We start from the raw sequence: 13,355 nt of genomic DNA, 5'->3' as shown, positions 1-13,355 counted from the left end.
TCCGCGACCCGGCAACAGCGCGTCCCGCGCCGGCCGCAGTCCGCGTTCTTCCCCGTATGTCCACCCTTTCCGCCACGCCGCGCTTCCGCCAGGAAGTGCGCGCCACCGGCTTGCTTGCCCTGCCGCTGGTCCTGGGCCATGTCTCGACCGGCCTGATCGCGTTCGTCGACAACACCATCGCCGGCCACCACGGCACCGACACCTTCGCCGCGGTCAGCATCGGCACCGCCCTGCTGTGGCTGCCGATGCTGGTGCCGATCGGCACGCTGATCTCGCTGACCGCCTCGGTGTCGCAGCTGCACGGCGCCGGCCGCGAGCGCGCCATCGGCCCGCTGTTCCGCCAGGCGCTGTGGCTGGGCATGGGCCTGAGCGTGCTGATGTTCGCCTTCCTCAGCGTGGTGCCGGCGTTCCTGCCGGCCTTCGGCATCGCCCCGGACATCGTGCCCGGCGCCACCGGCTTCCTGCATGCGATCCGCTGGGGCGTGCCGGCGCTGACGCTGTACTTCTGCATGCGCTACCTGAGCGAGGGCATGCACTGGACGCTGCCGACCATGCTGCTGGGCTTCGGCGGGCTGCTGGTGCTGGGGCCTCTGGGCTATGCGCTGTGCAACGGCCGGTTCGGCTTTCCGGAGCTGGGCGCCGAAGGCCTGGGCATCGCCTCGTCGGTGACGATGTGGCTGCAGGCGCTGTGCTTTGCCGGCTACCTGTGGAAGACCCGGCGTTTCGCGCACCTGCAGCTGTTCGGGCATTTCGAGCCGCCGCGCTGGCGCGCGATCTGGGACCTGCTGCGGACCGGCCTGCCGATCGGCATCACCGTGCTGATGGAAGGCGGCCTGTTCATCATCACCGCGCTGTTGATCGGCCGCATCGGCGCGGTCGAGGCCAGCGCGCACCAGATCGCCATCAACGTCGCCCAGCTGTGCTTCATGATCCCGATGGGCGTGGCCGAGGCCACCACCGTGCGCGTCGGCCACGCCGTGGGCGGCAACGATGCGCTGGGCGTGCGCCGCGCCACCTGGGCCGGCTACGCCATCGTGCTGGTCACGCAGATGCTGTCGATCACCGTGCTGCTGCTGGGCCACGATGCGGTGGTGCGGCTGTACACCGACGACCTGGCCGTGGCCGCGCTGGCTTCCACGCTGCTGCTGTACGCGGCCACCTTCCAGTTCCCCGACGGCATCCAGGTGCTGTCGGCCGGCGCGCTGCGCGGGCTCAAGGACACGCGCGTGCCGATGTTCATCGCCATGTTCGCGTACTGGGGCGTGGGCATGCCGCTCGGCGCCGGGCTCGGCCTGGGCCTGGGCTGGGGCCCGCAGGGCATGTGGATCGGCCTGATCATGGGCCTGACCGCCGCCGCGGTGCTGATGGGCTGGCGCCTGCGGGTCAGCAGCCAGCGCCTGCTCCACCCTGCGGCACCCTGACTTGAAGCCCATGCCGGCCCTGCCGGTAATGGGTATCCTGCGTTGCAACAAGCCCCTTCCGGAGCGTCCATGAATCCCCCACCGCTGCCCCGCCGCAACCCCATCGCCAGCTTCTTCGTCGGGCTGTGGGACGTGATGAACTTCACCCGCCGGCTGATCCTCAACCTGCTGTTCTTCGGCCTGCTGTTCCTGGTGCTGATCCTGTTCATGGTGGCGATGGGCAAAGGCGCCTCGTCGGCCAAGCTGCTGCAGGACCGCACGGCCCTGGTGATCGCGCCGGAAGGCCGGCTGGTCGAGCAGTACAGCACCGACCCGGTCAGCCGCGCGTTGGGCAAGGCGCTGGGCGACACCAACGCCGAGGAACTGCAGCTGCGCGACCTGATCCGCGCGATCGAGGCCGCCAAGAACGACAAGAAGATCGAACGCGTGGTGCTGGACCTGGACAAGCTCCAGCCCAGCGGCTTCGCCTCGATGCGCGAAGTGGCCGCCGCGCTGCAGGACCTGCGCGCGGCCGGAAAGCAGGTCGTGGCCTTCAGCGAGAACATGGGCCAGTCGCAGTACCTGCTGGCCGCGCAGGCCGACGAGGTCTACCTGGACCCGATGGGCAGCCTGCTGCTTGAGGGCCTGGGCCGCTACCGCCAGTACTTCCGCGCCGGCCTGCAGGACAAGCTGGGCGTGGACGTGCATCTGTTCAAGGTGGGCGAATACAAGTCGGCCGCCGAGCCCTACGTGCTGGACGCCGCCTCGCCGCAGGCCAAGGAAGCCGACCTGTTCTGGATGAACGACGTGTGGCAGCGCTACCTGGGCGACATCGCCAAGGCACGCAAGCTCGACGCCGCGCAGCTGGCCGCCGGCATCGACACCCTGCCCGAGGGCATCGCCGCCGCCGGTGGCGACCTGGCGCGCTTCGCGCTGCAGCAGAAGCTGGTGGACGGGCTGAAGACCCGCGAGGAAGTGGAAGCGCTGCTCGCCGACCGCGGCGTGGCCGACGGCGATGCCGACGGCGGCTTCCGCCAGATCGCGCTGGGCGACTACCTGACCCAGGTGGACACGCGCCGCTCGCCGATCGACAAGCGCCCGCAGGTGGCGGTGGTGGTGGCCGAGGGCGAGATCGCCGGCGGCGACCTGCCGGCCGGCCGCATCGGCGGCGTCTCCACCTCGGCGCTGCTGCGCGAGGCGCGCGAGGACGACGACGTGAAGGCGGTGGTGCTGCGCGTGGATTCGCCCGGCGGCGAGGTGTTCGCCTCCGAGCAGATCCGCCGCGAAGTGGACGCGCTCAAGGCCGCCGGCAAGCCGGTGGTGGTGTCGATGGGCGATCTGGCCGCCTCCGGCGGCTACTGGATCAGCATGAACGCCGACCGCATCTACGCCGACGAATCGACCATCACCGGCTCGATCGGCATCTTCGGCATGATCCCCAACTTCGCGCGCAGCCTGGACAAGATCGGCGTGCACACCGACGGCGTGGGTACCACCCGCTTCGCCGGCGCGTTCGACGTCACCCGTCCGATGGATCCGGCCGTGGGCCGGGTGATCCAGTCGGTGATCGACAAGGGCTATGCCGATTTCACCGGCAAGGTGGCGCAGGCGCGCGGCCGCGACGTGGACGCCATCGACGCGGTGGCGCGCGGCCGCGTGTGGAGCGGCGCGCAGGCGAAGGAGCGCGGGCTGGTGGACGAGTTCGGCGGGCTGAAGGCCGCGGTGGCCGACGCCGCCACGCGCGCCAAGCTCGGCGGACAGGACAAGTACCGCGTGCGCTACATCGAGAAGATGGCCACGCCGTTCGCGCAGTTCATGACCGGCTTCGCCGGCAGCCGCGCGGGCGCGTGGATGCTGTCCGATTCGGGCCTGGCGCGGATGATGCTGGCGCGCACGATGCCGGAGATGGACGCGCAGCTGCGCTTCGTCGAGGACGCGGTGAAGGACCGCAACGGCGCGCCGGTGAAGGCGCTGGCCTACTGCTTCTGCGGGCTGTGATGCGCGACGCCGCGTGAACCGACGAAGACGCCGCCTCCGGGCGGCGTCTTCGTATGCGGCAGCGCCCCTCTGGTGCGCTAAGAGGCGTCACCGGGGAGGCCCATCGCGCGCCAGGGTGCGCTCCTACGGGGCGTTGCCCGTCGCCAGCAGCGCCTTCTGCTCGGCCTTGGCCGCATCTTCGGCCGCGGCCGCGGCGGCCTTGGCTTCCGCCAGCGGCTGCGCCATGGCCTTACGCACCGCCGCGGCCTGTGGATCGGGCCGGCGCTCGGTATCCGGCGGCTGTGGGCGGCCGCAACCGGCGAGCAGGATCAGGGTCAACGGCAACAGGCAATGACGGCGGTTCATCGGCATGCTCCTGTGGAGGCCGGCCATATCCTGACACAGCGCCCGTTGCGCGCCCGCGTCCGCGTGGCCGTCCTCGCCGCCTCACCTGTCCGCGGGCAGCGGCCTGAACACCACGTTCAACAGCGACAGGAACCGCCCCCTGCCATCGCCGTTGCCGAGATAGAGCAGGACGATGTCGGCATCTGGCGACCGCCAGCGCGCCTCGCGCTCCGGCGCCAGCGGATCGTCGAGGAAATCCTGCTGCCGCGACGGCGTTCCGTGGCGGGCCGTCATCGCGGCCAGCACCGCATCGTAGGCCGCCAGCGCCTGCGTTGGCGGCAGGTCGCGGCGCACCAGGTCGAGCATCAGCTGCGACAGCTGGTCGTCGCGGTAGTACACGCGCCCGACGAACTCATGGCCGCCCAGGCGCAGGCCCTCGATGCTCACGCGCTCCTCGTCGCCGCCCTGCAGATGGCGCGGTTCGGCCGGTACACCCGCACCCGGCACGGCCGCCAGTACCTGTTCGGCCGTCATGCCGGCCCGCACGCCGGCGAACAGCACCTGCGCCGGTGCGGCTTCGCTCCGGCACAGCAGCAGGGCCAGGACGAGTGCCGCCGTGACCTGTCGGAAGCGCGGTGGCGGGATCATGGGCATGGGCCGGTCGTGGGGTGGGCGGTATGCTACGACGCATGAACACGAACCGCTGGCGGCTGGACGGACAGACCGCACTGATCACCGGCGCCAGCGCCGGCATCGGCCTGGCGATCGCGCGCGAACTGCTCGGTTTCGGCGCCGATCTGCTGATGGTGGCGCGCGATGCCGATGCGCTGGAACAGGCGCGGGACGAACTGGCCGACGAGTTTCCCGAGCGCACGATCCATGACCTGTCCGCCGACGTCGCCGACGACGAGGACCGCCAGGCGATCCTGGACTGGGTCGAGGACCATGGCGGCCTGAACCTGCTGGTCAACAATGCCGGCGGCAACATCACCAAGCCGGCCAACGACTACAGCGAGGACGAATGGCGCGGCATCTTCGAGACCAACCTGTTCTCCGCATTCGAACTGTCGCGCTATGCCTACCCGCTGCTTACCCGCCATGCGGCGTCGGCTATCGTCAACGTCGGCAGCGTTTCCGGAATCACCCACGTGCGCAGCGGCGTGGTCTACGGCATGACCAAGGCGGCGCTGCAGCAGATGACCCGCAACCTCGCCTGCGAGTGGGCCGAGGACGGAATCCGCGTGAACTCGGTGGCGCCGTGGTACATCCGCACCCGCCGCACCTCCGGGCCGCTGTCCGACGCGGACTACTACGACGAGGTGATCGCGCGCACGCCGATGCGCCGCATCGGCGAACCGGAAGAGGTGGCGGCCGCGGTCGGCTTCCTGTGCCTGCCGGCATCGAGCTACGTCACCGGCGAGTGCATCGCGGTGGACGGCGGGTTCCTGCGCTACGGGTTTTGAGCCGCCGTGCCGTTCGCGGCGCGGACTGACTCCCGTTCCACCTCGCCGTTGCAGCGTGGGTGCGTATTGGCTGTGGGTGTGGCCGAGAGTGGAAAACGCGGCGTTGGATCGGGCGGTTGTTGCCGGGTCGATTGCGGCGCTGGCGCCGCAGAAAGAGCCGGGAATAGCGTCGTCGACGAAGCGGCTGGAATGGACCGGCAGGGCGCTTCTCCGGTTGCCGTTCGGCAAGGCGCCGCCTGATGGAAGTTGCTCGCCCGCACTGTTCGCGCGGGATGGCTGATCGATGAAACGCTGCTGCTGGCGACCGCACGCCTGCGGTTCTTCAGCATTCATCGCCTTTGAGCAAGACCGGGGTGTGCCCAGTGTCGGGCAACTGGCGATAACCGCAAGGCGCCAGACGATACGCCGGGCTCCGCTCTTGGCCTGGAGGTAGCCCGGCGGCAGCTCGAAATGCGGATTGCCGCCGGGCTCTGCCCGGTGTGTGCTGCTGCCAGCGCCCGTTCCGTTCCCATTGCCTTTACGGACCGTTGGTCGCGTCGTCGCGGTTCACCCGCGCTTCGCTGCTGCCTTGCTTGGAAGGTCCTGGCGCCCGCTTTGCAGGACGCGAGGCCTGCCGGCTCACATCCAGGTTTGGATTCGTCAGGTTGGAACACCACCAAGCGTCGGGCATGCATACCTGAAACGGCACTTTCGTATGGTTCGGATGATCTGCGGAAGGATTGGAGCAGCGGAGAGGAAGCGATGGTCGAGTCCTGCCAGTCCGGAGGGGTTCATCACAGGCATCCAGAAAATTTTAGGACCGGTCGCACTAACGGATGGACATGACACGCGCAAGTTCCATTTGTTACGAAAGTTGCGTTACTCTCGCCCGCCGGGCAGTTCGTTATGTATTTGTTCAGAATTTGAACTGCCCGTTCAGCGGTGACACCTTTGAACTTACGGAGAGAGTTACGAATGGCTACTCGTCACGGTTTCAATGTGTTTTCCAGGGGCGTGCGACGTACCGCGCTCAGCATGGCACTGAGCATGTGCTTCGTCGGTGTCGCCCTGGCCGATACCGGCGGCCTGCGTATCACCATCCGCGGCGCGGACGGCCCGGTCGCCGGCGCCACGGTCAGGATCAGCTCGCCCAGCAGCCTCATCAGCAAGACCGCCACCACCGGCGCCGACGGCACCGTGCGCGTCACCGGTCTGGATCCGGCGACCAACTATACGGTGGAAATATCGGCCACGGGCTACAGCGACTTCAGCGCCAGCAACGTCGCTGTGGTCAGCGGCAAGGATCTCAGCCTGGGCTACGCCCTGGGCGGCGGCGCCAACAGCGCCGGCGCTACCAACCTGGACACGATCATGGTGACCGGCTCCGGCCTGGCCGCCATCGACACCACCTCGGCGGTGGTCGGTACCACGCTGACCCTGGACATGACCGAATCGCTGCCGACCGCGCGCAGCTACCAGAGCTACCTGCAGCTGGTACCGGGCGTGAAGCCGTCGGCGGGCGGCAACCCGGCATCGAAGTCCGGCGTGAACTATTCCGACATCGACGGCGCCATCGGCTCGTCGACCGACAACCTCTACTACATCGACGGCGTCAACGTCACTGATCCGTCGACCGGCACCTTCGGCTCCAACCTGAATTCCGAGATCATCCAGGAAATGCAGGTGCTGACCGGCGGCATCCCCGCCGAATACGCCGGCGGCCAGGGCCTGATCTCCAAGGTCATCACCAAGTCGGGCAGCAACGAGTGGCACGGCTCGGTCAACTACTACCTGCAGAACGACAGGCTGGTGTCCAAGAACAAACACCTGGACGATTCCAGCTTCTCCACCTACGACACGGCCGTCACCCTGGGCGGTCCGATCATCAAGGACAAGCTGTGGTTCTTCGCGTCCTACCAGCGCGTCAACCGCGAGGAAGACGTGGTCGATCCGGTCACCCAGGACGTCATGCGCACGGTGAAGCAGGACAGCGACCGCAGCTTCGGCAAGTTGACCTGGCAGCTGACGGAGCGCGACCGCCTGACCGCCACCTTCTTCAACGATCCGCTGGATCGCAGCGGGTCGCTCGATCCCACCGTGCCGAACAACCGCGACCTCACCCGCAAGCAGGGCGGCAACAACTACAAGTTCGAGTATTCCCACGACTGGGACAACCTCGGCCTGGACGTGTATGCGTTCAAGCACGAATCGGAGCTTTCCCAGTTCGCCGCCAGCAACGATCCGTTCAACAGCGTCGCCTTCCACAATAGCCGTGACGGCGCGACCAACGCCGATATCAGCCGGGGCGGCACCGGTTCCAACCTGATCACCAACCGCGACTCCAAGGAGTTCGGCGCCAGCCTGGACTACCTGCTGAGCACGAACTGGGGCGACCACACCTTCAAGGCGGGTTTCCTGAGGGGCGAGGGCACGTACGAGGAACAGACCATCTACCCGGCCGGGCCGCGCTATACCTCCATCAGCGCGGGCGATGCGGGCACGACCATGGCCCAGTACATGGGCATCGGCGGTTACGCATGGCGCGGGCCGCTGGCCATCTCCTCCACGGACATGAGCCGGCTCATGGCCGCCACCGGGCTGACCCAGGCCCAGCTGCTGGCAAAGACCTTCACCGACACCACCGGCAATCCCTACAACCAGGTCAACGTCTACCGCATCCTGCAATCGGAAAACGAAGGGCTGGCGTACACGGTCAAGTCCAAGCAGACCTCGGCCTACCTGCAGGACAGCTGGACCCTGGACAAGTTCTCGGCCAATGTCGGCGTGCGCGCCGAACGCACCGAGTTCGTCAATTCGGCCGGGGCGACGATCCACAAGTTCGACTGGAACATCGCGCCGCGGCTGTCGCTGGCATACGACATCAATGGCGATGGCCGCAGCAAGGTCTGGGCCTACTACGGCCGCTACTACGATCCGATCCGTGCGGACATGGCCGATTTCGCCGGTGCGGTCACCGGCCCGACCTATGACGAGCAGGTCAACATCGACGGCCAGTGGTACACCTTCCGCCAGCGCGGGCCGGGCGATGCGGCCATCGCGCCTAACATCAAGACACCGTACACCGACGAGCTGATGCTCGGCTACGCCACCAACTTCGGCCAGGACTACACGTTCTCGGTGACGCTGACCAAGCGCGAGACCAAGGACATCATGGAGGACTACGACCTGGGCCTGTATTCCGACCCCGATGGCGTGGGCGAGGACAGCCAGGCTCCCGCAGGCTCGTACTTCTACCTGCCGTATTCCTATTTCGGCTATACCGACAATCCCGGCACGAACTACGTGCTCGGCACGCTGAAGGGCGGCAAGCGCGAGTACAAGGGCCTGGAAGTCACCCTGCAGAAGGTCAAGAGCAACAACTGGCAGGGCATGATGTCGCTCACCCTGAACGACGCGCACGGCAACTCCAACTCGGACGGCAACGCCGACTACCAGGGCGACTGGATCGCGCTGGATCCGCGCGCGCCCAACGTATGGGGCCCGCAGCCGGGCAACATCAAGCGGCAGTTCAAGTCCTTCGCCACCTACTACTGGGACTTCGGCCTGGAACTGAGCGGCGTGTTCAACTGGAACAGCGGCACGCTGTACAGCCGTACCTGGCTGACGTCCAGGCGCCATCTGCCGATGATGGACGATCCCTACGAGTACGAAGGCGTGACCGACACCTGGCTGTCGCCGGGAGCGGTGGGCAGCGAGGAAAGCCCGTCCTATTCCACCCTGGACGTGCGCGCCAAGTACACCAAGGCGCTTCCTGTGGGCAAAATCGAAGTGTTCCTCGACATCTTCAACATCCTGAACAAGCAGAGCGCCACCCGCATGCAGGACCTCGTCGCGGGCGACGGCATCTACGACTTCGGCCAGGCCGTGGAATGGGTCGAGCCGCGCCGCGCCTATCTGGGCGTGCGTTACTCGTTCTGACGCCGGTGTAGTACGTGCTCCGGCCTCGCAGGAGGCCGGAGCGGTTTCACAGGAAGCCCCGCGTTGCTGAAACGTGGGGTTTTTCCTTGGTGGCCGTCCGGTTGGGAGCGCCTGCACGTGCGTAGGGCGGAGCGCCGATGACCCGGGCCATCGACCTGCAGCGCGTCAGGGAGCCGCGGCGCAGTCCCGTGCCAGCCGCGCCTCGATGCCGCGCTGCTCGCGGGTGAGGTCCTGGCGTTCGCTCTGCAGGGCGCTGTTGTAGCGGCGTATCAGTTCCCAGCGACGGTCGTGCAGGCGCGCGCAGACTTCCTGCTGCGGCAGCGGATGGCAGGTGTCGCGGACCCAGGTGCCGGTGGCGACCGCCGGGCCGCCCGGGTAGGGGCGATGGCCGTGGCCGTGGCTGGGCGGCCGCCCGCCTTCGATGGATATCCGGCCGGAACCGAGCGAGGCACTGCCGGAAACGCTGCCGCCCACGCGCGGTGGCGGGTAGTAGCCGCCGACCCACAGCGGCACCCAGCGCGGGTTGCCCACGCCGTCGTCGCTGGTATAACGCCCGCCGTCCGGGGCGATGCATTCGTACAACGGCTGCGGCGGCTGCGCGGTGACGATGCGGATCTCGCGTTCGGCCGGCGCGGTGGCGGCGGGCGCGCTCGAGGCCGGGGGCGGCCGCGGCGGCGGATCCTGCGGGCGCTGCATGTCCAGCACCTGCTGGCGGTGGTTGTCGTCGCAGGGGGCATCCTGCAGCGCGATGGCGCCATTGCCCGCCACGCAGCGGTAGATGCGCACGCTGCCGGCCGGCGGCGGCTCGGCGGCCATCGCCACGGTGGGCTGCAGGGTCAGGGACCCGAGCAGGAGCAGGCGGACGCGCATGCCGCCATGTTGCCGCATGTGGCGGGCGGCGGGTAGGAGCGCACTTCAGTGCGCGATGGGGCATCGCCGGTGGGGTCCCGTGCGGGGCAAGCCCCGCACCCTACGGGGATCTGGCCTCAATCACGCAGCACCTGGCCGGTGGCGGCGATGCGGATGCGGGTCGGTTGAGCGAGCCCGCCGGTGGCGCCGTCGAGCAGGCCATCGAGCTGCGCGAGCAGAGCCGGGTCGAGTTGCCCGCGGCTGCGTGCCGGGGGCTGGCTGGCGAGGTTGGCGCTGGTCGAGACCAGCGGGCCGCCCCAGGCGTCGCACAGGGCGCGCACCAGCGGATGCGCGCTGACCCGCACGGCGACGCCATCGTGCGTGCCGGTGATCCAGCGCGGCGTGCGGGGGCCGGCCGGGACGATCCAGGTATTGGCGCCGGGCCAGCTGTCCAGCACGGCCTGGCGGCGGTCGTCGGCCAGCGCGTCGAGCCGTATCCAGCCCTCCAGCTGCGCCACGTCGGCGGCGGCCAGGATCATGCCCTTCTCGACCGGGCGCTGCTTGAGCGCCAGCAGCTTCATCACCGCCGCTTCGTTGGCCGGATCGCAGCCCAGGCCCCAGACCGCCTCGGTCGGGTAGGCGATGACGCCGCCGGTGCGGAGGGTGAGGGGGGCGGATTGCAGGGTCAGTTCGAGCATGGTGAGAGTGAAGCCGTGAAAGCCTCCTCGCCCTCCGGGAAAGGGAGTGGGGTGAGGGGCGATGGAGCCGGTGAGGGTGCGATTGACTTGACTCCGTTCGTTCCTCATCCGCCCTTCGCGCACCCTCTCCCGATGGAAGAAGGGCAGTGGTTACCGACTTTTCCTTCGGGCGTCAGGCATCAGAACGGCGGCGCGTCGTCGGCCGCGGCGGCCTTCTTCTTCACCACGGTCTTCTTCGCGGCGACCTTCTTGGTCGCGGTCCTGACCGTCGTCTTCTTCACTGCCTTCTTGGCCGGCGCCTTTTTCGCGGCGGCCTTCTTCGGCGCGGCTTCCTTCTTCGCCGCCGTCTTCTTGGCCGCGGCCTTCTTCGCGCCGAAGCCCTTGCGCGCAGGCTTGCCGGTCTCGGCCATCAGCTGCTGCACTTCGGCCAGGGTCAACGAGGCCGGCTCGCGGTCCTTGGGGATCTTGCCGTTGAGGGTGCCGTCGCTGATGTACGGGCCGAAGCGGCCGTTGAGCACCTGGATGTCCGAGCCCTCGAACTCCTTGATGATGCGGTTGCGCGCGATCTCTTCCTTCTCCTCGATCAGGAAGACGGCGCGCGCCAGGTCGATCTTGTATGGGTCGTCCTCTTTCTTCAGCGAGGCATAGGTGCTGCCGCGCTTGGCGAACGGGCCGAAGCGGCCGATGCCCACGCTCACTTCCTCGCCATTGGCGTCGGCGCCGAGCTTGCGCGGCATGTCGAACAGCTTCAGCGCGTCGTCCAGCGAGATCGAATAGATGCTCTGGCCCGGCTGCAGCGAAGCGAACTTGGGCTTCTCTTCGTCATCGACGGTGCCGATCTGCACCATCGGGCCGAAGCGGCCGATGCGCGCGCTGACTTCCTTGCCGCTCGCAGGATCGGTACCGAGCGTGCGCGAACTGCCGGCGTCGGTGCGGTCCAGCGATTCGCTCTTGTCGCTCACCAGTTCCTTGAACGGGCCCCAGAAGCGCTGCATCAGCGGCACCCATTCCTCCTCGCCGCGCGACACCGCGTCCAGCTCGTCCTCGAGCTTGGCGGTGAAGTCGTAGTCGACGTAGCGGGTGAAGTGGCTGGACAGGAACTTGCTCACCGCGCGGCCCACGTCGGTGGGCTTGAAGCTGCGGCCTTCCATCTCGGTGTACTTGCGGAACAGCAGGGTCTGGATGATCGAGGCGTAGGTCGAGGGACGGCCGATGCCGTATTCCTCCAGCGCCTTGACCAGCGCCGCTTCGGTGTAGCGCGGCGGCGGCTGGGTGAAGTGCTGGTCGGCGGCGATGCGCTCCAGCGGCACGTTGTCGCCGGGCTTCATCGCCGGCAGCTTGCGGCCCTCGTCCTCGTCTTCCGCATTCTTGCTGTCCTTGCCTTCCTCGTAGACGGCCAGGAAGCCGGGCACCACCACGGTGGTGCCGCTGGCGCGGAACACGTGCTCGCTGCCGGCGGAGAGGTCGACGCTGACCGTGTTGAGCGTGGCCGGGATCATCTGGCAGGCCACGGCGCGCTTCCAGATCAGCTCGTAGAGCCTGCGCTCGTCGTCGGTCAGGTACTTGCCGACCTGCGCCGGGGTGCGCAGCGCCGAGGTCGGGCGCACCGCTTCGTGCGCCTCCTGGGCGTTCTTGCTCTTGGTGGTGTAGGTATTGGGCTTGTCCGGCAGCGAGGCGGTGCCGTAGTCGCGGGCGATCACGTCGCGGATCTCGACCAGCGCGTCCTGCGACAGGTTCACCGAGTCGGTACGCATGTAGGAGATCAGGCCGACCGTGCCTTCCTCGCCGATCGCCACGCCCTCGTACAGCTTCTGCGCCACCTGCATGGTCTTGCGCGTGGTGAAGCCGAGCTTGCGCGAGGCTTCCTGCTGCAGCGTGGAAGTGGTGAACGGCGGCGCCGGGCGGCGCTTGCGCTCCTTGCTGGCGACGTCGGTGACGTGCAGCCGGCCCTGCGCGGCCTGCTGGATGCGCAGGCGCGCGGCCTCGGCGGTGTCGCCGTCGGTGATGGTGAACTGCTCGAACTTCTGCCCGTCCAGCTTGATGAGCTTGGCCGAGAAATGCTGGGTCGGGTGCGCGCAGTCGGCCTCGATGGACCAGTATTCGCGCGCCTTGAACGCCTCGATCTCCTCCTCGCGCTCGACGATCATGCGCAGCGCCGGGCTCTGCACGCGGCCGGCGGACAGGCCGCGCTGCACCTTGCGCCACAGCACCGGGGAGAGATTGAAGCCGACCAGGTAATCCAGTGCCCGGCGCGCCTGCTGGGCGTCGACCAGGTCGTCGGCGATGGCGCGCGGCTGCGCCATCGCTTCCTTGATCGCACGCGGGGTGATCTCGGTGAAGACCACGCGCTGCATCGTCTTGTCCTTCAGCAGCCCGCGTTCCTTCAGGATCTCGGCGATGTGCCAGCTGATCGCCTCGCCCTCGCGGTCCGGGTCGGTCGCCAGGAAGATGTCCTCGGCGCCCTTGGCGGCCTTGGCGATGGCCTCGACATGCTTCTCGTTCTTCTCGATCAGGTCGTAGCGCATGGCGAAGCCGTGATCCGGATCGACCGCGCCTTCCTTCGGAACCAGGTCGCGCACGTGCCCATACGAGGCCAGGACGGTGAAGTCCTTGCCGAGGTATTTGTTGATCGTCTTGGCCTTGGCGGGCGATTCGACGATGAGCAGGTGCTTGGGCATGTCAATGATTCTTGCGGGGGAGGGCGG

Annotated in this window: 9 protein-coding genes; 4 read left to right on the top strand and 5 right to left on the bottom strand. The window is 68.0% G+C overall.

The annotated features are described in order from the left end of the window. Positions 1-56 precede the first annotated feature (56 nt). Together CQ393_RS05680 and sppA are read left to right on the top strand one after the other, a co-directional pair. A complete protein-coding gene (locus tag CQ393_RS05680) occupies positions 57-1,421 on the top strand; it encodes an MATE family efflux transporter (protein WP_153190631.1) in 1,365 nt (454 codons plus the stop codon). A gap of 69 nt (positions 1,422-1,490) precedes the next feature. Continuing rightward, on the top strand, positions 1,491-3,398 hold the full coding sequence (gene sppA / locus CQ393_RS05675; RefSeq protein WP_153190630.1) for a signal peptide peptidase SppA: 1,908 nt from the start codon (positions 1,491-1,493) through the stop codon (positions 3,396-3,398). 123 nt (positions 3,399-3,521) lie between these two features. Here the strand turns inward: sppA and CQ393_RS05670 are convergent, their stop codons facing one another. Both CQ393_RS05670 and CQ393_RS05665 read right to left on the bottom strand, forming a co-directional pair. Further along, positions 3,522-3,743 (bottom strand): hypothetical protein, encoded by a 222-nt coding sequence (locus CQ393_RS05670; RefSeq protein ID WP_153190629.1) that lies wholly within the window; start codon positions 3,741-3,743, stop codon positions 3,522-3,524. A gap of 81 nt (positions 3,744-3,824) precedes the next feature. Beyond that, on the bottom strand, positions 3,825-4,376 hold the full coding sequence (locus CQ393_RS05665; RefSeq protein WP_153190628.1) for a hypothetical protein: 552 nt from the start codon (positions 4,374-4,376) through the stop codon (positions 3,825-3,827). Between the two features lie 35 nt (positions 4,377-4,411). On the opposite strand from CQ393_RS05665, the gene CQ393_RS05660 reads away from it, so the two are divergent. Beyond that, a complete protein-coding gene (locus tag CQ393_RS05660) occupies positions 4,412-5,185 on the top strand; it encodes an SDR family oxidoreductase (protein WP_153190627.1) in 774 nt (257 codons plus the stop codon). 1,014 nt (positions 5,186-6,199) lie between these two features. Continuing rightward, positions 6,200-9,103 (top strand): TonB-dependent receptor, encoded by a 2,904-nt coding sequence (locus CQ393_RS05655; protein ID WP_228114305.1) that lies wholly within the window; start codon positions 6,200-6,202, stop codon positions 9,101-9,103. 165 nt (positions 9,104-9,268) lie between these two features. On the opposite strand, the gene CQ393_RS05650 is transcribed toward CQ393_RS05655, so the two are convergent. The 3 genes from CQ393_RS05650 to CQ393_RS05640 all read right to left on the bottom strand — a co-directional run bounded on the left by CQ393_RS05650 (position 9,269) and on the right by CQ393_RS05640 (position 13,328). After that, positions 9,269-9,919 carry a DUF4124 domain-containing protein gene (locus CQ393_RS05650; protein ID WP_228114310.1) on the bottom strand — a complete coding sequence of 217 codons (651 nt, stop codon included), beginning with the start codon at positions 9,917-9,919 and terminating at the stop codon, positions 9,269-9,271. A 170-nt stretch (positions 9,920-10,089) separates the two neighbouring features. Continuing rightward, positions 10,090-10,650: a Sua5/YciO/YrdC/YwlC family protein gene (locus tag CQ393_RS05645; RefSeq protein WP_153190625.1), complete on the bottom strand. Its 561-nt coding sequence runs from the start codon at positions 10,648-10,650 to the stop codon at positions 10,090-10,092. 179 nt (positions 10,651-10,829) lie between these two features. Beyond that, positions 10,830-13,328, bottom strand: coding sequence for a DNA topoisomerase I (locus tag CQ393_RS05640; RefSeq protein WP_153190624.1), 2,499 nt, complete (start codon positions 13,326-13,328; stop codon positions 10,830-10,832). Between the last annotated feature and the right edge of the window lie 27 nt (positions 13,329-13,355).

The sequence above is a fragment of the Stenotrophomonas sp. MYb238 genome, assembly GCF_009496535.1.
GTDB lineage: Bacteria > Pseudomonadota > Gammaproteobacteria > Xanthomonadales > Xanthomonadaceae > Stenotrophomonas.
The sequence above is the reverse complement of the archived record's forward strand: the minus strand, read 5'-3'. Positions and strand labels throughout refer to the sequence as shown.

Excerpts from the sequence above, each read along its gene's own strand:
- CQ393_RS05655 (WP_228114305.1), top strand. The coding sequence starts at position 6,200 with ATGGCACTGAGCATGTGCTTCGTCGGTGTCGCCCTGGCCGATACCGGC.
- CQ393_RS05640 (WP_153190624.1), bottom strand. The coding sequence starts at position 13,328 with ATGCCCAAGCACCTGCTCATCGTCGAATCGCCCGCCAAGGCCAAGACG.
- CQ393_RS05645 (WP_153190625.1), bottom strand. The coding sequence starts at position 10,650 with ATGCTCGAACTGACCCTGCAATCCGCCCCCCTCACCCTCCGCACCGGC.
- CQ393_RS05670 (WP_153190629.1), bottom strand. The coding sequence starts at position 3,743 with ATGAACCGCCGTCATTGCCTGTTGCCGTTGACCCTGATCCTGCTCGCC.
- CQ393_RS05665 (WP_153190628.1), bottom strand. The coding sequence starts at position 4,376 with ATGCCCATGATCCCGCCACCGCGCTTCCGACAGGTCACGGCGGCACTC.
- CQ393_RS05650 (WP_228114310.1), bottom strand. The coding sequence starts at position 9,919 with ATGGCCGCCGAGCCGCCGCCGGCCGGCAGCGTGCGCATCTACCGCTGC.
- CQ393_RS05660 (WP_153190627.1), top strand. The coding sequence starts at position 4,412 with ATGAACACGAACCGCTGGCGGCTGGACGGACAGACCGCACTGATCACC.
- CQ393_RS05680 (WP_153190631.1), top strand. The coding sequence starts at position 57 with ATGTCCACCCTTTCCGCCACGCCGCGCTTCCGCCAGGAAGTGCGCGCC.
- sppA (WP_153190630.1), top strand. The coding sequence starts at position 1,491 with ATGAATCCCCCACCGCTGCCCCGCCGCAACCCCATCGCCAGCTTCTTC.